A 19,236-nucleotide genomic window follows, 5' to 3' on the forward strand; every position below is an offset into this window, starting at 1 on the left:
GGAGAGGTAAATATATAACCCCTCATCCTAACCTTCTCCCAGAGGGAGAAGGAACTTTATGAAGGATTTCACAATTCCCAAACAAAGCCCGTTGCCAGCCAACGGGCTTTGACTTTACAATCCAGTTCAGGATTTCGAATATTCCCCTTCGGGAAGCATAGAGGGCAACACATGCATTTGGGCAAACGTTTAGCAGCAATTGTTTTAACTTGTGGTCTGAGTGCAGGCTTAGTCGGCTGTGGTTTTCATCTGAAAGGGACCAATCCGAGTTCCGCACCTGTTGCTTACTCTGTCATGAACCTGTCTTTACCGCCCAATACTGAAGAACTGCAAGAGAAACTGGCGGTTTACCTCGGTGCTGCAGGTGTACAGCTGAGTAATGCACCCAATGCTTATGTGTTACGTGTCCTGGATTACACCCCTCGCCGTCTGGAACTAAACGGTAAACTGGTTGAAACCTTATTACGTTTAAACGTGACTTTCCGGATTGAAGATGCACAAGGCAATCCGATCACTGAACCACGGACTGTCGTGGCAACACGTACGTATCAATATGATATTGAAACAGTCAACACCGATGACCAGGAACAAAAATATCTGAATCAGGTCATTATTGATGATGTGGCGCAGCAGATTGCACGTCAGATTTCATCGAACCGCTTACCATTAGTCAAACAAAATACTCCAGCGCAACCTGCTCAATAAGACCTCCTTATGAAACTTGATTATCTGCAAGCCCTGAAACGTGTCGATGAAGCTCGCGGGGCTTGGGTACTACATGGTCAAGAGCCTTTGCTGGAACAGAATTTAATTGATGCCTTTCGTGCCAGCTGGCAAAAGCAGGACATCGAACGTCAACGCTATGACATTAGTTCGGTCGCCGACTGGAAAACCGTCTTTAATGCCTTGAACAGTTTGTCGCTGTTTTCAACGCAATTGGCGATTGAAGTACACGGCAATATCAAACCGGATGCCAGCGCAATCAAGTTACTGAAAAGCTATTTGCAGCATAATGAACAAAACCTGCTGTTGGTCGTGATGCCAAAACAGGACAATAATAGCCTGAAATCCAGTTTCTTTCAGTTGATTGATGCCAATGGCGTAAATGTTTCACTGGTGGCCAATTATCCGAAAGACCGGCAGCAGATTCTGGGAATTGAAGCTGAAAAATTGGGTATCCGTTTAGCCAATGATGCCTGGCAATGGCTGGAACAACATCATGAGCACAACCTGCTTGCGGCAAAGAACAGCCTGATGCGGGTCAGCGATACCTTTGCTGAAGTCGATGTCATTCAGGTTGATCATTTATATGCCTGTTTACAAGATCAGTCACGCTATAGCACCTATGATTTGAGCGATGCCCTGCTACAAGGCAATCTTTCCCAATCCATCAAGATTTTTCAGTATCTGGTCGCTTCAGGTGAACCGATGAGCCTGATTTTATGGAGTCTCAGCAAGGAAATGCGTCTGTTGATGCAGCTGTTTGAACAACCGCAAAATGCCTTGCAAATCGGAATCTGGAAAACCAAAGTGGGGCTATATCAGCAGGCCTTGCGCCGTCTTAGTCCACAACGCTTTTTGAGCTGGCCACAACTGTTAATCCGTATTGATGCAGCCATTAAAGGGATGTCCAAAGAGAACCCTGAACATCTCATTTTACAAGCCATTGCTGAAATGTGCGGTCAACGCTTATTTTTAGCGCCAAATGCCTAACTGAAGAAACGTGCAAACCAGCCTTTACCTTTTTTGCTTTCCTGGGCACGTAGATAACTCAACATGTTATCGCGCACTGCATCGACATAGTCTTGGTCATCATGTTGAATATGATTGATCAGCCATTTGGACAATAAGCGATATAAATCATTTTCAATGGATTCTCCCTTCTCGAATTTGAGACGGTAATCATTGAGTCGTTTTACAAATAATTCATGTATACCGCGATGTGAAGGGAGATATTGATAACTGACCTGTTCCAGCAGATTTTCTTCAAAGCTGAAATGGGACTGGGTATAATCAATTAAATCATTCAAAACTTCCTTGATCCGATCACGCTGGCCAGTCCCTCTAATCTCTTCTAATGCATTAATATAGTCTAAAATTTGACGATGCTGCTTATCAATCACGTCAATTCCAATGTTATAACTTTCATTCCATTCCATCGTTAAACCCTCATCAATCTTGATAGCAAAGTTGTATTATTTCTGCACAATTAAAGTGCGTCTTCTTCTTAAGTGACAAAACCATAATTTTTTTATGGAATTAAATCTTACAAGTTTTATTTCTTTAAATCCATATATAAAACATGGGTTTTTTAATTTTTTTCTGTTTAATTTTCAACTGGTTTTACTATCACAAATATAAAGATAAGAGTTGGGCCGGAAACAGCCATCGAACAAATATCACACCACAGATCCTAGCTATTGTTAGGTTTTATACCTTTATTAGGTCAGATATAATTTTATCTTTGCAGCACTTCATTTGCGGATCTCAGTCAAAAAATACGCTTGGGAACAATGATTATTTTGTTTAATAATCACGTGATGATCTTTTAATTGCGGGCTGATAGTTATGGAAAAGCAAGGCACTGTCTTGCATCTCAAAGACATCATGGATTAATCATTTTAAAATGATTTCTATTAACGCTATTTTTTAAAATCGAGCCAATAGAAAATAATTCTCATTATAAATTAAAAAAATTCACGATTTATCCCAATTTCGCTTTTATAATCAATCCTTATCTTCGACCGAACTCGTATTCAATATGCCAAAAATAAAACCGACGAAATTGATTATGGCCGCCGTGATTGCCATTGCGCTCATCGCTGCGGGGTGGTACTTCCTCAAACCCAAAGAACAGCCTCCGCAATATATTACGGCTGAAGTCACCCAGGGCGATATCGAAAGCTCTGTACTGGCGACTGGTATTCTGGAAGCGACCAAAATGGTCAGCGTGGGGGCGCAGGTTTCGGGTCAGGTCAGAAAAATGTATGTAGAACTGGGCGATCAGGTCAAGCAAGGCCAGCTGATTGCGCGGATTGATTCCGTTCGTCAGGAAAATGATTTAAAAACCGCTGAAGCCAGCATTAAAAATCAGATGGCACAACTTGCAGTAAGACAAGCGAATTTGGCCAAAGTTGAAGCTGAATACAACCGTCAGAAAGCCATGTATGCACAGGATGCCACTTCTCGCTCCGAACTGGAATCGGCATTTGCGAACTATAAAACGGCTCAAGCGGATATCACCGCAATCAATGCACAGATTGAACAGTCACGTTTGACGCTGGCGACTGCCAAAGAAGATCTTGGCTACACCCAGATCGTGGCCCCGATGGATGGCACTATTGTGGCGATTGTGACCGAAGAAGGTCAGACAGTAAACGCTAATCAAAGTGCGCCGACCATTGTCAAACTGGCCAAACTCGACACCATGACTATTAAAGCTGAAATTTCTGAAGCAGATGTCATGAAAGTTGAAGAAGGTCAGACGGTTTATTTCACCACATTAGGCAATAACGAGAAAAAGATTTACGCCAAACTGCGTCAGGTGGAGCCTGCACCCAATTCAATTAATACCGATAGCAATACATCAAGCTCATCTTCAAGTTCTGCGGTGTATTACAACGCATTGTTCGATGTCCCGAATGAAGATGGCAAATTGCGTATTGATATGACTGCACAAGTTTATATCGTGCTGGATGAAGCTAAAAATGTGCTAACCATTCCTGCTGCGGCCATTCAAGGTTCAAACCGTCCGTCACGTGCTAATCGCGGTGAAGGCGGTCCGGCATCACGTCCTGAAGCTGAATCGGCTCAAGGCAACCGCCCTGCCGGTGAACGTCCAGCGCGTCTAAACCTGTCTGAAGCAGAACTTGCGCTGATTGAGCAAGGTAAAGCACAGCTTGGCATGGTTCGTGTCTTGCAAGCCGATGGTACTGCAAAACCAACCCCTGTATTAATCGGTTTGAATAACCGTGCCACTGCGCAAGTGCTGAAAGGTTTAAAACGTGGTGATCAGGTGGTGATTGCCGATGGTTCTGACACCTCCAATGATGCAGCAAAACGCGGTGGCAATAGCCGTGGCCCAATGAGAATGTAAGCATGAATTCACAACAACAGCCTCTCCTCGAGGTGAAAAATCTGGTTCGTGAATTCCCTGCGGGTGAAAGCACGATCCAGATTTTAAAAGGGGTGAATCTGGAGATTTATCCGGGTGAACTGGTGGCGATTGTCGGTCAGTCCGGTTCCGGTAAATCGACCCTGATGAACATTCTGGGTTGTCTGGACAAACCGACCACGGGTAGCTACAAGGTCAAAGGCCGTGAAACCCGGGAACTGGAAGCGGATGAACTGGCGCAATTACGCCGTGAATATTTCGGCTTTATTTTTCAGCGTTATCATCTGCTGGGCGATTTAAATGCAGCAGGCAATGTCGAAGTCCCTGCGATTTATGCCGGTGCGGATTCATCTGAACGGCATGCGCGAGCCGTCAAGATTCTGACTGATCTCGGTCTGGGTGAAAAAACCCAGAACCGTCCGAGCCAGCTCTCTGGTGGTCAGCAGCAACGGGTTTCGATTGCCCGTGCGCTAATGAATGGCGGTGACGTGATTCTGGCCGATGAACCGACAGGTGCATTGGACAAGAACAGCGGTATTGAAGTGATGCGTATTTTGCGTGAACTGAATGCCAAAGGTCATACCATCATTCTGGTCACGCATGATCATAATGTAGCGAAAAATGCGACCCGGATTATCGAGATTTCAGACGGTAATATCATTTCCGACCAGCCCAATGTTCCTGAAGTCGAAGAGCATCTGGAAAAACAGCCGCTGATCCGCAGTGAACAAAAGAAGATTTCTTCATGGCGTTCTGCAGTTGACCGTCTGGGTGAAGCCTTCCGGATGGCCTTGCTGGCCATGAATGCACATCGCATGCGGACTTTCCTTACCATGCTCGGAATCATTATCGGTATTGCTTCGGTGGTCTCGGTGGTGGCACTCGGTAATGGCTCACAAAAGCAGATTCTGGAAAATATCAGCAGTCTGGGGACCAATACCATTACCGTATTTCAGGGTCGAGGCTTTGGGGATAATTCCAGATCTTCACAGTCCAAAACCCTGATTCCGGCCGATGCCGATGCGCTAGCTGAACAACCGTATGTCGATGGCGTCAGCCCATCGGTGAATAGCAGTGTCACCGGCCGTTATAAAGAAATCGAAGCTTCAACTACGGTCAACGGCGTCAGTGAAGATTTCTTCTACGTGCGTGGCATGACTTTCCAGTCCGGTCAGCCTTTTGACCGCAGTAGCGTCATGCAACAGGCGCAAGATGTCGTCATTGACACCAATACCAAAAACACCTTCTTTAAGGATGGCACCAATCCGGTGGGTCAGGTGATTTTACTCGGGAGCGTACCGAGCCGGATTATCGGGGTGATTGACGCGCAAAAAGGCATGATGGGAAATAATGACAGCCTGAATGTCTATCTGCCGTATTCCACCGTCATGAGCCGTATGCTGGGGCAATCCAATGTGCGTAGCATCATTGTGCGGATTAAGGATGAATACCCAAGTGCGGCGGCTGAAAATGCGATTTTGAATTTGCTGGTACAGCGACATGGCGCGCAGGATGTGTTTACCCAGAATGCCGACAGTATTCGTGAAACTATTCAGCAAACCACAGCGACTATGACTTTGCTAATTTCAGCGATTGCGGTGATTTCACTGGTGGTCGGCGGGATTGGGGTGATGAATATCATGCTGGTGTCCGTGACTGAACGTACTCAGGAAATTGGGGTGCGTATGGCGGTGGGTGCACGTCAAAGTGATATTCTGCAACAGTTCCTGATTGAAGCGGTTCTGGTCTGTATCTTGGGTGGTATTTTGGGTGTGCTGCTTTCCCTCGGGATTGGCCAGCTGATTACCCATTTTGCCGGTGGTACGTTCCAAATGGCATATTCAACCACTTCGATTGTAGCTGCCTTTGTCTGCTCAAGCCTGATCGGGATTGTGTTTGGCTTTATCCCGGCACGTAATGCTGCTCGTCTGAATCCAGTCGATGCACTTTCTCGCGAATAAGGAACCTGATATGCAAATGAATTTAACCAAGCTTGCCAGTGCCCTTTTGCTGGGAAGCTCGCTGGTCGGTTGTGCCGCAGTGGTAAAAACACCGTATGAACAGCCTGCGCTTAATATGCCGGGCAGCTTTCAAAACAATAAGGTGCTTAGTCAGCAGATTCATGCCGATATTCTGGCAGATCAATGGTGGACTTTATTTAAAGATCCGCAATTAAATAATTTGGTGAATGAAGTATTGGCGCAGAATACCGACCTGGCAGTGGCTGGCATTAGTTTACAACAGGCCCGCATTCAAGCCAGACAGGCTCAAAGCCAGCAAAGCGTTCGTGTCGGTGATGCAAGAATTTCAACGGGCCATCGTTTTAGCCTAGATGGTGGTGGCGATTCTTCGACCGGTATTTCTCTGGGTTATCCGGGCTTAAGCTATGAACTGGATCTGTTTGGCAAACTGGCCAATCAAACCGAAGCCGCTCGCTGGGAGGCCTTAGCCTCTGAAGAAGACTTGCAGGCAACTGCTCAGAGCCTGATCGGCACCACAGCGCAACTCTATTGGCAACTGGCTTATCTGAATGAACGTTATAGCGTGGTACAGCAAAATCTGGCGACCGCGCAAAAAACCTATGATCTGGTGCGAGTGCAATATCGTGCCGGCGCAGTATCCGGTCTGGATTTAACCCAGGCGGAACAGGCGATTCAAAGCCAACAGGCAACCTTAAGCCAGATTGAACAACAACGTGTGGAAACACGTACCGGACTCGCGGTATTGCTGCACATGCCGGTTCAACAGCTCGCGATTCAAGAGCCAAGCCGTTTACCGAATATTCAATTGCCGAGTATTCAGGCTGACTTACCGGCGAGTTTATTGTCACGTCGTCCTGACCTTCGAGCGACTGAACTGCGCTTGCGTAAGGCACTAGCTAATAAAGATGCCAACAAAGCCAGCTACTATCCATCCATTAGTTTGACCGGCAATCTGACCACCGGTATTGGCAGCAGTACGTCCCTCTCGAATGCACTGAAAAATCCGGTTGCAACTTTAGGTGCCGGCCTGACTTTGCCATTCCTGCAATGGAATGACATGAAACGTGATCTGCAAGTCAATGAGCTGGAATATGAAAAAGCGATTATGCAATATCGCCAGACCATGTACGAAGCCTTTGCCGATGTGGAAAATGCCTTGTCAAATCGTACTGAACTCACCAAACAGGTGACTTTGCAGCAACGCAATGTTGAACTGGCTGAACGTACAGAGCGTCTGACTGAAGTACGTTATCGTAATGGTGCGGTTGCGTTGAAAAACCTGCTGGATGCGCAGGAAACCACGCGCAATGCACGGCTGTCTTTGGTGCAAACCCGACAGAATCAATACAATGCCTATGTGACTTTGATGCAGGCATTGGGTGGCAGCCCGATTAAGCAATTGCCTTAAGAAAGCTTAATCCATAAAAAACCGCTGCCAAGCAGCGGTTTTTTAGTTCATATGATTTGGGTCAGTTTATTTCATTTGCAAATATGCATTCACATTTTTCAATAATTCAGTGGATCGCTCATGTCCGAGCAAACTGCCCTTTTCCAGCCAGTCTTGTGCAATCCCGATATCACGCTCCACGCCAATACCTTTAGTATATAAACGTCCAAGATGGCTATAGGCATCTGCATTTACCTGCGCTGCCGCCTGCTGATAATACTGTACGGCTTGCTCAATATTGCTCTCAACACCTTGACCCTGTTCATATGCTTCACCCAGAGCATTCAGTGCTACACCATTCTGCTGAACGGCTGCTTTTTGCAGATAGCTCAAGCCTAAGGCAATATCCTGCGCAATCTGTTGGCCTTTAAGATATTTCAAGCCCAATTCTGCCTGTGCTTGGGCATGACCCAATTGCGCAGCCTGATGCAGATAACGATTGGCCAGCTCTGCATTATTGATATACACAGGATAAATGCCTAACAGGGCTTGATACAGAAACCATGCCGCCTCTTTCGAACCTTTCGCAACCGCCTGATTCAGGTACTGGACAGCTTTATCACGTATCGGTAAGGGATATTCAGCCAGACTATAAAACCGGCCGACGATATAAATTAAATCCGCTTCAGACTGAGCCACAATCTGCCAATAGTGCTGTGCCGCGCTCTGAATCATTTGTGTGGCTTTGGCAATGTCTTTTACTGTACCGACACCATTTAAATAACACAGCGCTAGCCCCATCTGTGCAGACACATCATCAGGACTAAGCTGATAGGCAGCCTGATATAACTCAAATGCTTTTTGCGGTTCGTTGGCCACCAGGTGCTGCTCAAAATACAGCGCAGCAATCATGCATAATGCAGGCGCATGCTGACTGTTGGCCGCTTCCGACCAGTAACGAAATGCCATGGTTTCATTTTTATCAACATACCAGCCATGAAAATAAGCCAGTCCGATTAAGGTCTTGGCGTGTGCATCGGCGTGATTTTTGGACTGCTGCAATAAATGCTGAAACACGCGCTGACGCTGGTCTGTATCGATACGGCCTTGCAACACACCGGCATAATAATCATACAGACCTTTCTGGTCACCGAGACTGATACAACGTTTAATAAATTGCAGCGATTGCGTCAGGTCTTGGGGCAGAATCTGACCATGCGCATAATCATCGGCGATTTGCTGATTGGCAGCCAAATGATCTTGCTGTGCCGCCAGAAACAGATAATGAATTCCTTGCACTAAATCTTGGGTTGTTGAATCTGCCAGATAATACTGGGCCAGCTGATACTGCGAATTGGCATGACCCTGTCCGGCATTTTGAATGAATAATGCCAGACGCTGTTTTTCTGCAGTCATCTCGTTTTGAGGATGGTCTTCGGTAGAAGAAAGTTCAGTGATGCGGTACTGGGCATCCAGATTGCCACGTGCTACCGCATGTCGGTACCAGTACAGAGCTTTATCCGGGTCAGCCTGTTGATACGCCTCCCCTTCATGAATCTGCCCCAAATGATAGGCTGCTTCATCACTACCCAAGCGAAAGGCTTTGTCCAGGTAGCTGATGGCTTTTTCAGTATTTTGCTCATGCCCTAGACCTTGCAGATGCATTAGGCCCATACCTACATAGGCTTGTGGAATTTCCTGTTGCTGAGCCAGTCCTTGATAAATCTGATAGGCACGTTCATAATTCGGATGTTCCGGATCTGAACTCAAACGTGCTGCATGTTTCAGTTGAGCATCAATCTGCTCAATCCATAAATCATGTTGTACAGCCTTCGCCTGATCACGTTTCACCGGATCCGGACGTTTCCACATCCATATCGCCAACGCCCCTATCCCCAAAATCAGTACCAGCAAGAACCACATAGCTGCTCCAAAACATTATTTTTGTTCTGCGAATGAATCCTTTCATTCTAAACGCCAGTTTAAAAAAAGCACATAGATTGTGCTTTTTATTTTTTTAAATCAGGCTTTTGCTCTTTTACTATCAAGCTTTTTCAAGCCTTCTGCCACGGCAACCATGGCAAAGCTTGAAGTCACCACCACGGCAGAGCCATAACCACCGCAGCGTAAACCGGCACTGGCACAGACATCGGCACTGGAGAATGGATTATCGATGGAATAGACACAAGTAATGCCAAATTTTTCTTTGGGCTTTTTGCAGATGCCTTTGCCACGTAATTGGGCACGCAATTTGGCCAGCATCGGGTCCTGTTCAGTTTTAGATAAATCGGCGACCCGAATTTTCAGTGGATCCAGTTTGCCGCCTGCCCCGCCCGATACGATTAACGGAATCTTGTTAAAACGACAATGTAACATCAAGGCGAATTTAGCTTTGACATCGTCAATACAGTCGAGGATTAAATCTGGATCACCTGCTAAAATTTCTTTGATATTCTGAGGCGTCAGGTAATCATCAATCAGATTAATTTTAATGCGTGGATTAATTGCGCGGCAACGCTCGGCCATGACTTCAATTTTTTCATGACCCAAGGTGGTACTCATGGCAGGTAACTGACGGTTAATATTAGACGCGGCCACCACATCCATATCCACCAAGGTCAGCTCGCCCACACCACTACGTGCCAGAGCTTCTACTGCCCATGAACCGACACCGCCGATACCGATCACCATCACATGACTTTTTTCATAATGGTTAAAGCTGTCTTCTCCATAAATTTTGGCAACACCAGCAAAACGGCGGTCATATTCATCATCTTGAAGCAGGTCGGTCATAGGTCATCTATAGCAATAAAAATACCGGATCATTTTAACAAAATCCGCTTTTCTTTACCGCCACTAAATTTTTGATCGATTTAAATGACATTCAGACCGGATGAGAGCGACAATCCACTCGAGATTGATTAAAATATCAACAAATTAACTCTATGTCATTTGGCTAAAAGGAGTGAAATGTCATGCTATTTAACACCCTTTTGGGTTTGAACATACTTTGTATCGGGCTTTATTTTTATGTTCTGATCAGCCAAAAAAACAAAAATTATTATCTCAGTATTCTCATTCGTTTAATGACTTTAGGATTATTTGGCTTGGTTATTTTCGATCGTTATGAAACACAGAATCATCTGATCATGTTATTGCTCTTGTGGGTAGGCTTTGAAAGCATGGAGCAGTTTTACGCTAGAAAAAAATCCAGTTCAGTAAAATAAAAAAGAGGCTTGCGCCTCTTTTCAATTCATCGGAATTTAGTCTTTATTCATGATAAAGAAATATTGACGATAATATTTCAGTTCTGCAATCGAATCGCGAATATCATCCATCGCCAGATGCGAGGCATTTTTCTTGAGACCGCTCATGATTTCCGGGCGCCAGCGTTTGGCTAGTTCTTTCACTGAAGAGACATCCAGATTACGGTAATGGAAATACTGTTCCAGTTCAGGCATCAAACGGTGCAGGAAGCGACGATCCTGACAGATCGAGTTACCACACATCGGTGAAGATTTTGGATTGACCCATTTTTTCAGGAATTCAAGGGTTTGCTGCTCGGCATCCTGAGCGGTCAGTTTACTGCGACGCACACGCTCAATCAGACCGGACTGACCATGCTGGCGAGTGTTCCACTCATCCATGGCATTTAACAGACGTGCAGGCTGATGTACCGCAAGCACAGGACCTTCAGCCAAAATATTCAAATTGTCATCGGTTACAATTGTTGCAATTTCAATAATTTGATCATTGTCTGTGTCTAGACCTGTCATTTCAAGGTCAATCCAAATCAGGCGGGTATCAGCGGTGCTGCTCATAAATGTGCAATCTTATTGGGTTTAAAAACAACTATAGTAGCAAATTAATTACATCTTGGGTGTCATTCGGGGGCTGCTTCATGCTATTTTTGCCATCTGATTTACCCGGTTTTTTTAGGATATGAATGGCCTTAATACGTAAGCGTCGTCTGACAGAGCAACAACAGCGCCGCATTCAGAAACAACAGAAAACACGTCAAGAAGATCTCGATACCTCCAGTGATCTTGAAGGCTTAGTGGTGCAACATTATGGCCGCCAACTTGAAGTGCAAGCTTTGTCTCGCCCTGACATTCACCCTGAAAAACCTGTGGTCGCCGATGGTGAGCCTGAACCTTTCTGGAAAGAGATTGAACTGGACAGCGTCTGGCGCTGTCATACTCGAACCAATCTGGATTTATTGGTCACGGGTGACCGGGTCAAATGGCAAGCCGATCCGAATACCGGTTTAGGAATTATCACCGCGATTCATCCCCGAAAATCCTTATTGACACGCCCCGACCGTTATCACAAGGTTAAACCGGTAGCGGCCAACATTTCACTGATTGTGATCGTGTTTGCACCATTGCCTGAGCCAGCGCCGGGCCTGATCGACCGTTATCTGGTGGCCTGTGCCGATGCCGATATTCCTGCATTACTGGTGATGAATAAAGCCGATTTGTTAAAAGAAAACGATCCGATTCTGACTCTGCTGCAAGAATATCAAGATCTCGGTTATGAAGTGATGCAGACCCAATCCGATGGCGACCTGACTGCACTGTCTAATCGTCTGAAAAATGAAACGGTGGCTTTCGTCGGTCAATCTGGTGTGGGTAAAAGCACGCTGATTAATGCGATCGTGCCGGATGCCGCACAGAAAACCAATATCATTTCCGAGAACTCGGCGCTGGGTCAGCACACCACGACCTCAACGCGTTTGATCGGTTTTGGGGAAGGCGCGGCCCTGATTGACTCTCCGGGAATTCGTGAATTTGGCCTGTGGCATCTGACTTTAGATAAGGTACAAAGCGGCTTTCCTGAAATTGAAAATCTGCTCGGACATTGTCAGTTCCGTAACTGTACCCATAAGCATGAAAAACAATGTGCTTTACGCCAGGCCGCCGCAGCAGGTGAAATTTTACCGCGCCGACTGGACAGCTATTTACGTTTAATCGACGAAATCACTGAAGCACAGCAAAAAAATTAATTTTCTTAACCCTTGGCCCTTGAAGCGGTGATTTTGATCACCATATTTATGAGCTATACTCTTGGCAATTTTAAAATTGTAATTAGGTGAATTGTGGAACGTTGGTTCGAGTTTATGGGGAATCACCCCTTCTTATTTGGAACACTCGCGGTATTAGTAGTTTTGTTCTTCATTATCGAAGGTCAACGTAACGGTCGCAAAATTTCTCCGCAATCGCTGGGAATTTTAGTCAAAGCAAAAAATGCTATGCTGATTGATTTACGCGATGCCAAAGACTTCCGTGAAGGTCATATCAGCGGCAGCCGTAATATTCCATATAGCCAGATTACAAAACATGTTGAAGAGCTAAAAGCATCTGATCGCCCTTTGGTGTTCATTTGTAACCTTGGACAGGTGGCTGGTACTGCGTTACAGCAGGTCGGTCATGCCGATGCCTACCGTCTTGATGGCGGCGTCAGCAACTGGAAAGCTCAAGGTTTACCTTTGGTGAAAAGCAAATAATCCACGAACAGGAGATTGATCATGGCTGAAGTTACTATTTATTCGACGACAGTGTGTCCTTATTGCGTGCGTGCAAAACAGCTACTGGAACGTAAAGGTGTGGCATATAAAGAGATTAACTTGTCTCAAGAAGCACCAGAAGTCCGTCTTGAATTGATGCAGCGTACTAATCACCGTACCGTGCCACAAATTTTTATCAATGATCAGTTCATTGGTGGTTTTGACCAACTTTATGCTTTAGAGCGTGAAGGCAAGCTTGATGAATTGCTGGCTTAACTTTTATTAAAATTATCACTTCATATTAAGGATCAAAAAATGAGTGAAGAACAACAAGCTCAACCACAATTGGCATTAGAGCGTATTTATACCAAAGATATTTCTTTTGAAGTTCCTGGGGCGCAAGTTTTTACCAAGCAATGGCAACCTGAGTTAAACATCAACCTTTCTTCTTCTGCAGAAAAAATTGATGAAACTCATTTTGAAGTAGCTTTGAAAGTCGTGGTTCAAGCAACCAACGAAGGTGATACGGCGTTTATCGTTGATGTGACTCAAGCTGGTATTTTCTTGGTCGATGGCGTTGAAGAAGAGCGTCTTCCATACATCCTGGGTGCATACTGCCCGAACATCCTGTTCCCGTTCCTACGTGAAGCAGTGAATGATATGGTTACTAAAGGTAGCTTCCCACAATTGCTATTGACTCCAATCAACTTCGATGCTGAATTTGAAGCCAATATGCAACGTGCCCAAGCTGCTGCTGTGGATGGTCAAGCTTAATTGCTGTCCTTCAAATCTAAAAAAAGACCGCTTATGCGGTCTTTTTTTAGATTTGAGTGGCCTCCCCCTTTATCAAAGGGGGAATGAGGGGGGATTTTAATCATTTCCTCACTCAGAGGAAGAAGTCATTTCCCTCTCTCTAACTCTCTCCCTGAGGGAGAGAGGACTTATAGGATTTATTCCGCGTCTGCCATCAAATCAGCGCTCATACCAACAGTGTTAAAACCGGCATCAACATACAGGATTTCACCAGTGATTCCGTTGGCCCATGGCGAGCACAGGAATAAGGCAGCATTACCGACATCTTCAATCGTCACATTACGTTTCAGTGGTGCAACTTTCTCATTCAGGTCCAGCATTTTACGGAATGATTTAATACCTGAAGCTGCCAAAGTACGGATGGGACCCGCAGAGATCGCGTTCACACGAATACCTTCCTGCCCCAGGCTAGACGCCAAATAACGTACGCCAGCTTCTAAAGAGGCTTTGGCCATACCCATCACGTTATAGTTTGGCATTACACGCTCAGAACCTTGATAGGTCAATGTCAGCAAACAACCTTGACGGACTTGTAGCAAAGGTTTTGCCGCACGTGCCATTGCGATAAAGCTATAAGCACTGATGTCATGTGCAATATTAAAGCCTTCACGATCCGTGATCTCGGTGAAGTCACCGTCCAGCGTATGTGCCGGTGCAAAACCGATAGAATGCACCACACCGTCCAGACCATCCCAGTGTTTGGCCAATTCAGCAAATGCCTGGTCAATTTCAGCATCTACTGCCACATCACAAGGAAAAACCAGTTTCGAACCAAACTGTTCAGCAAAGTCATCTACCCGCTTTTTCAGCTTTTCATTTGGATAAGTAAAAGCCAATTCAGCACCTTCACGATGCAATGCCTGAGCAATACCAAAAGCAATCGATAATTTACTCGCAATGCCCGCGATCAAGAAGCGCTTACCCGCCAAAAGTCCTTGTGCCATGTGAATCTCACCTAAAAGAATGTATATGGCATGATGCCAAGTCTGAAGCATTTTAGAAATTGCATAATGCACCTTTTTTTCGATTTATGATGAACTGGGAATTTAAGACTGAGTTAAGAGTATTAACTTAAATGGTCAGATGCAGGGCCTGATGAGTATTTTGCCAGAGCTGTTCAGCCAGTTCCTCTTTGTGCATATGCAGGCTCTTTGCCAGTCCTTGCAGCACATAAGGTAAATTTGCAGGTGTATTTCGGGTACGTTGCTCGGTCGAGCTTTGACAACAGAGTGGCGTCATATCCGGACAGTCAGTTTCCAATACCAAATGTTCTGGTCCGACATACTGCACCACTTGATGAAGTTTTTTGGCATTTAGATTGGTGATTTGCCCGGTGATGCCCAGTTTGAATCCCAGCTTGATAAAAGCCTTGGCTTCCTCAATCCCACCACCAAAGGCATGCGCAATGCCGCCCTGTTTAAACTGCTGCTGTTTTAAAATCTGCAAAACCTCCGCATGCGATTTGCGGATATGCAGCAAAACCGGCTTATCAAATTGCTGTGCCAGTTCAAGCTGTGCAGCAAAAAAATCTTTTTGCTTCTGAAAAATTTCCGCCTGTTTGTGCTGTTTTAAAAAGGTATCCAGACCGATTTCGCCAATGGCAATGCATGGTTCAGTTTTGAGCAGCCGTTCCAAATCGTATAGATGTTCAGCCTGATGCTGTTCAATATAAAACGGATGCAAGCCGGGTGCCAAATGGCTTTGCGGGGCATTTTCCAGATCATTGATGAAGTGATGGGTCCTTAACAAATCTTGAAAACGGTTTTGCAAAAAACCAATTAAAACCAGATGATCGACACCTACCGCTTTGGCCGTATAGGCCAACTGTTCCCGATCAGGATCAAAATCGGGAACATCAAAATGGGTATGCGTATCAAACAGTTTTAAGGTCATTTGGCTTTTGCAGCAGATGCTGGCTGTGCCTCGGAGGCAGCTTTTTCAGTTTGAGGCAGATATTCGGGTTTCAGCACACCTTGTAACTGCTCATAAGGAATCATCAGACGTGGCAAGCCAACAACATATGGCCCAATTTCATATTCGGCATACTGCAATATCAAGCCGTCTTTGCCCAGATAGAAGTTATCGGTAAGCTTGAACTTCCAGGCCTGTTCATATTCGGCGACATCTTTGGCCAGCTTGGACTCTACCACCCAGGTTTTAAACGCATCATAAGCACGCGCTTCCAGTTGGGCTTTCTGTTTGACCGCAATAATGTCATCCAGCTTGATCAGCTTTTTCTGTTCCAGATCAAAATTATAATAAGTCTGTGCAGATGCCCCGTGTGCGCCTCCCAGATAATAACTGCTGTTCAAAACTACTGTCGCTAGAGGATCACCCGAATGCAGAATCTTGGGCTTAATCATCAGGCTAATACTATGACTGGCACTCAGGGCCTTGAGCTCTTTATCCAGATTCAAGAAAGTCTGCATATAAGGTTGAGTTTGCTGCTCAAGCTGCTGTTTTGGTGTCACCACTGTTGCTAAAGCAGCTTTGGGTTCAGAGGCGGCAACGTCTGCTTCGCTGGCAGCGCTCACTTTTGCCGGTTCAATCGCATCAAGAGACAGGATATTTTTCAACTGTTGCAGAATCTGCTGGTCGATCCATTCATCAATAAAGCTCTGATTACTGTTCAGACGTTCGATCGAGATTTCCGGACAGCTTTTGTCTTCACATTCTGGAATCGCCAGCTTGAGCTTTTCGGTATCGCCGCTGAGTTTAAGTGCTTCAGCTTCGGCTTGTAGCACCTCGGAAGCACTTGATTCTTCCGGCTCATTACTCTTCGGCTGGCACGCACTCAGCAAGATCGCTGATGCCAGGATAGATAGACAAAAGATATTCTTGTATTTTGGCATTCATTCACCTTTTTGGAACCTGTAATCTCGCAGGATCATGAGCTTTAAAACATATGCTGATAGATATCAGCTTTCAAGACCTGTTGTGTTTGTTGTTTTGTTAAATAAATATCCAGTTGTTTGGCATCTTTGCTAATTTCATGGCTGCGAAAATGCAGACCAATGCCTTCCTGATCAAAGAACCAGTCAGCCTGTCCCCAATACAGTTTTTTCGGTGCTTTCTGCTGAACTTGCTGATCATTTTCTTTGAGCCATGTCTCATAGGCTTGCTGAATAATCTGATCCATTACTAACTGTTGCTTAGGATCAACAATATCCAGTGGGGTCAGCATTTTCTGCTGGCGACGATCCGCCACAAAAAAATAATAGCGCTCATGTACGCTGACATTTTCCTGTTTGGTATCGACCCCGATCTGCATCAACACATATTGATTGCGCTGGTAAGGAATACGGGTATATAGCGATAACTCATAAGCCTTGTTCAGATTGAACTGCGCCTGCCAGGCATCCGATTTTTTTACATAGGCATTGATCGCCTGCTGTAAATTCATGTCCTGTTTCAACCCAATTTGATCCTGGATCACTTTGGCCTGCTGCTTTTCAATCCACTGGTTCATCCATGGATCAACCGTATGTAAGGTCTGAATATCCAGATTGATACAGTTTTTATTTTCACAAAATGGCAAGGCAATCTTGGCCGGCTGCTCTTGAATATTCAGATAAGGCAAAACATCTGCGGTCTGCTGAGCTGCGGTGATTTGCTCATTTTCCGGAGTATTAACAGGCTCTTTTTCGCTTTGATCACAGCCACTCAGGACAAGACTTAAACCAATCACAGAACCGAGGACGACTTCCTTGCTGAGCTTCATTCTCTTTGCTATATCTATCGAGTTATTAATTGCTTAAATGTAGCATAAAATAAAACAGCTTCCGGAGAAGCTGTTTGATATTTTTAAACTTTAGCTGCGTAGCCTGAAAGTTTAGTGTTCGCGCGTATTGTGGAACACGATGTCCGGATAACGTTCTTGCATGAGCTGTAAATTCACCCGGCTTGGTGCAAGATAAGTCAAATGACCTCCACCATCGACAGACAATTGGTCATGAGCTTTTTTCTTGAATTCGTTGAATTTCTTCTCGTCATCACAAGACACCCAACGTACTGTGTTGATGCTGACCGGTTCGTAAACACAGTCGACCTTGTATTCTTCTTTCAGACGGTAAGCCACCACTTCAAACTGTAGCACACCTACAGCACCTACGATCAGATCATTGTTATTCTGCGGCATGAATACCTGGGTTGCCCCTTCTTCTGAAAGCTCTTTCAGACCTTTTTGCAGCTGCTTGGATTTTAGCGGATCTTTCAAGCGGACACGACGGAACATTTCAGGCGCAAAGTGTGGGATGCCGGTAAACTGAAGTTTCTCACCCGAGGTAAATGTATCACCAATCTGGATGGTGCCATGGTTATGCAGACCAATAATATCACCCGGCCAAGCTTCTTCCAGATGCTGACGATCACCGGCCAAGAAAGTTAAGGCATCGCTGATGCGCACATCTTTATCCAAACGTACATGCTTCATCTTCAAGCCTTTTTCATACTTGCCTGAACAGATCCGCATGAAGGCAATACGGTCACGGTGTTTCGGATCCATATTGGCCTGAATCTTGAAGACAAAACCGGTAAAGCCTTCTTCATCCGCTTCTACAACACGATCTTGGGTCGGATGGGCTTTAGGAGATGGTGCATATTGACTGAAAGCATCCAGAACATGGTCGACACCAAAATTACCCAAGGCTGTACCGAACAACACAGGCGTTTGACGACCCGCCAGAAATTCTTCGCGGTCTAAAGGCTCATTGGCCATTTGTACCAGTTCAAGCGATTCTTCAAATGCCGCCCAAGCCAGTTCACCCACTTTCTCACGAAGATCAGGATAGTCATAACCATCACGCACTTCGATCTCAGTAATCACTGAACCGAAACCGGCTTTATACACGTAGAATTTTTCTTCGATTAAATTAAATACACCGGCAAAATCACGGCCTGTACCGAGTGGCCAGGTGATCGGGACACATTTAATTTTTAGAACGTTTTCGATTTCATCCAGAAGCTCAAGCGGCTCACGGATTTCACGGTCCATTTTATTGACGAATGAAATGATCGGGGTATCGCGCATCCGACACACTTCCATTAGTTTAATGGTTCGGTCTTCGACACCTTTTGCCCCGTCAATCACCATCAGCGCCGAGTCTACCGCGGTTAGGGTACGGTAGGTATCTTCCGAGAAGTCTTCATGTCCCGGGGTGTCCAGAAGATTGATCATCTTGTCTTTAAAAGGAAATTGCATCACCGAGGTGGTAATCGAGATACCACGCTCTTTTTCCATTTCCATCCAGTCCGATGTTGCGGCCCGGTCAGATTTACGGCTTTTTACCATCCCGGCCACCTGAATAGCCTGACCCCATAACAGCAATTTTTCTGTCATGGTGGTTTTACCGGCATCGGGGTGGGAAATAATAGCGAACGTACGTCGCTGGGCGACTTGTGCCGCCAGTTCTTGCTTAAAGCTCATGAAATATAC

General features: G+C 45.4%; 19 protein-coding genes. 10 read left to right on the plus strand and 9 right to left on the minus strand.

Features of this window, described 5'->3' with window-relative positions; genetic code table 11:
- Positions 1–171: 171 nt before the first annotated feature.
- Together ACNPNW_RS06825 and holA are read left to right on the plus strand one after the other, a co-directional pair.
- Positions 172–705 (plus strand): LPS-assembly lipoprotein LptE, encoded by a 534-nt coding sequence (locus ACNPNW_RS06825; protein ID WP_448766799.1) that lies wholly within the window; start codon positions 172–174, stop codon positions 703–705.
- Between the two features lie 9 nt (positions 706–714).
- Entirely contained in the window at positions 715–1,713 is a 999-nt protein-coding gene (holA, locus tag ACNPNW_RS06830) for a DNA polymerase III subunit delta (RefSeq protein WP_448766800.1), read from the plus strand.
- Here the strand turns inward: holA and ACNPNW_RS06835 are convergent.
- A complete protein-coding gene (locus tag ACNPNW_RS06835) occupies positions 1,710–2,159 on the minus strand; it encodes a bacteriohemerythrin (RefSeq protein ID WP_218208821.1) in 450 nt (149 codons plus the stop codon). The two genes, holA and ACNPNW_RS06835, sit on opposite strands and share 4 nt — an antisense overlap.
- A gap of 602 nt (positions 2,160–2,761) precedes the next feature.
- Here ACNPNW_RS06835 and ACNPNW_RS06840 point away from each other — a divergent pair.
- From ACNPNW_RS06840 to ACNPNW_RS06850, 3 genes are read left to right on the plus strand one after another with little or no spacing between them, the layout of a single operon-like run.
- Entirely contained in the window at positions 2,762–4,096 is a 1,335-nt protein-coding gene (locus ACNPNW_RS06840; protein ID WP_448766801.1) for a MacA family efflux pump subunit, read from the plus strand.
- 2 nt (positions 4,097–4,098) lie between these two features.
- Positions 4,099–6,075 carry a MacB family efflux pump subunit gene (locus tag ACNPNW_RS06845; RefSeq protein WP_448766802.1) on the plus strand — a complete coding sequence of 659 codons (1,977 nt, stop codon included), beginning with the start codon at positions 4,099–4,101 and terminating at the stop codon, positions 6,073–6,075.
- A gap of 10 nt (positions 6,076–6,085) precedes the next feature.
- On the plus strand, positions 6,086–7,504 hold the full coding sequence (locus ACNPNW_RS06850; protein WP_448766803.1) for an efflux transporter outer membrane subunit: 1,419 nt from the start codon (positions 6,086–6,088) through the stop codon (positions 7,502–7,504).
- 66 nt (positions 7,505–7,570) lie between these two features.
- On the opposite strand, the gene ACNPNW_RS06855 is transcribed toward ACNPNW_RS06850, so the two are convergent.
- Together ACNPNW_RS06855 and ACNPNW_RS06860 are read right to left on the minus strand one after the other, a co-directional pair.
- Entirely contained in the window at positions 7,571–9,406 is a 1,836-nt protein-coding gene (locus tag ACNPNW_RS06855; protein ID WP_448766804.1) for a tetratricopeptide repeat protein, read from the minus strand.
- A gap of 99 nt (positions 9,407–9,505) precedes the next feature.
- Positions 9,506–10,276, minus strand: coding sequence for a tRNA threonylcarbamoyladenosine dehydratase (locus ACNPNW_RS06860; protein WP_448766805.1), 771 nt, complete (start codon positions 10,274–10,276; stop codon positions 9,506–9,508).
- Positions 10,277–10,458: 182 nt separating this feature from the next.
- Here ACNPNW_RS06860 and ACNPNW_RS06865 point away from each other — a divergent pair, with 182 nt between their 5' ends.
- Positions 10,459–10,710, plus strand: coding sequence for a hypothetical protein (locus tag ACNPNW_RS06865; protein WP_004733081.1), 252 nt, complete (start codon positions 10,459–10,461; stop codon positions 10,708–10,710).
- Between the two features lie 36 nt (positions 10,711–10,746).
- Here the strand turns inward: ACNPNW_RS06865 and orn are convergent, their stop codons facing one another.
- Positions 10,747–11,304, minus strand: coding sequence for an oligoribonuclease (gene orn, locus ACNPNW_RS06870; RefSeq protein ID WP_044109923.1), 558 nt, complete (start codon positions 11,302–11,304; stop codon positions 10,747–10,749).
- 125 nt (positions 11,305–11,429) lie between these two features.
- On the opposite strand from orn, the gene rsgA reads away from it, so the two are divergent.
- The 4 genes from rsgA to secB all read left to right on the plus strand — a co-directional run bounded on the left by rsgA (position 11,430) and on the right by secB (position 13,763).
- Complete coding sequence (gene rsgA, locus ACNPNW_RS06875) at positions 11,430–12,488, plus strand: ribosome small subunit-dependent GTPase A (RefSeq protein WP_448766806.1); 1,059 nt, start codon at positions 11,430–11,432, stop codon at positions 12,486–12,488.
- Positions 12,489–12,581: 93 nt separating this feature from the next.
- Entirely contained in the window at positions 12,582–12,989 is a 408-nt protein-coding gene (locus tag ACNPNW_RS06880; RefSeq protein WP_004278386.1) for a rhodanese-like domain-containing protein, read from the plus strand.
- A 21-nt stretch (positions 12,990–13,010) separates the two neighbouring features.
- The gene (grxC, locus tag ACNPNW_RS06885) at positions 13,011–13,265 is read left to right on the plus strand and encodes a glutaredoxin 3 (protein WP_004278388.1); all 255 of its coding nucleotides are present in this window, start codon (positions 13,011–13,013) and stop codon (positions 13,263–13,265) included.
- A 39-nt stretch (positions 13,266–13,304) separates the two neighbouring features.
- Positions 13,305–13,763 (plus strand): protein-export chaperone SecB, encoded by a 459-nt coding sequence (secB, locus tag ACNPNW_RS06890; RefSeq protein ID WP_004647439.1) that lies wholly within the window; start codon positions 13,305–13,307, stop codon positions 13,761–13,763.
- 176 nt (positions 13,764–13,939) lie between these two features.
- On the opposite strand, the gene ACNPNW_RS06895 is transcribed toward secB, so the two are convergent.
- From ACNPNW_RS06895 to ACNPNW_RS06915, 5 genes are all read right to left on the minus strand, one after another.
- Positions 13,940–14,746 carry an enoyl-ACP reductase FabI gene (locus ACNPNW_RS06895; RefSeq protein WP_005103204.1) on the minus strand — a complete coding sequence of 269 codons (807 nt, stop codon included), beginning with the start codon at positions 14,744–14,746 and terminating at the stop codon, positions 13,940–13,942.
- A gap of 127 nt (positions 14,747–14,873) precedes the next feature.
- A complete protein-coding gene (locus tag ACNPNW_RS06900; RefSeq protein ID WP_004647437.1) occupies positions 14,874–15,695 on the minus strand; it encodes a TatD family hydrolase in 822 nt (273 codons plus the stop codon).
- Positions 15,692–16,654, minus strand: a complete 963-nt coding sequence (locus ACNPNW_RS06905) for an RsiV family protein (protein WP_004647436.1) — start codon at positions 16,652–16,654, stop codon at positions 15,692–15,694. The genes ACNPNW_RS06900 and ACNPNW_RS06905 overlap by 4 nt, the downstream gene beginning before the upstream one ends.
- Positions 16,655–16,698: 44 nt before the next feature.
- Positions 16,699–17,523, minus strand: a complete 825-nt coding sequence (locus tag ACNPNW_RS06910) for a hypothetical protein (RefSeq protein WP_004733088.1) — start codon at positions 17,521–17,523, stop codon at positions 16,699–16,701.
- A gap of 111 nt (positions 17,524–17,634) precedes the next feature.
- A complete protein-coding gene (locus tag ACNPNW_RS06915) occupies positions 17,635–19,227 on the minus strand; it encodes a peptide chain release factor 3 (protein ID WP_004647433.1) in 1,593 nt (530 codons plus the stop codon).
- Positions 19,228–19,236: the final 9 nt, after the last annotated feature.

The organism is Acinetobacter endophylla (genome assembly GCF_053543775.1).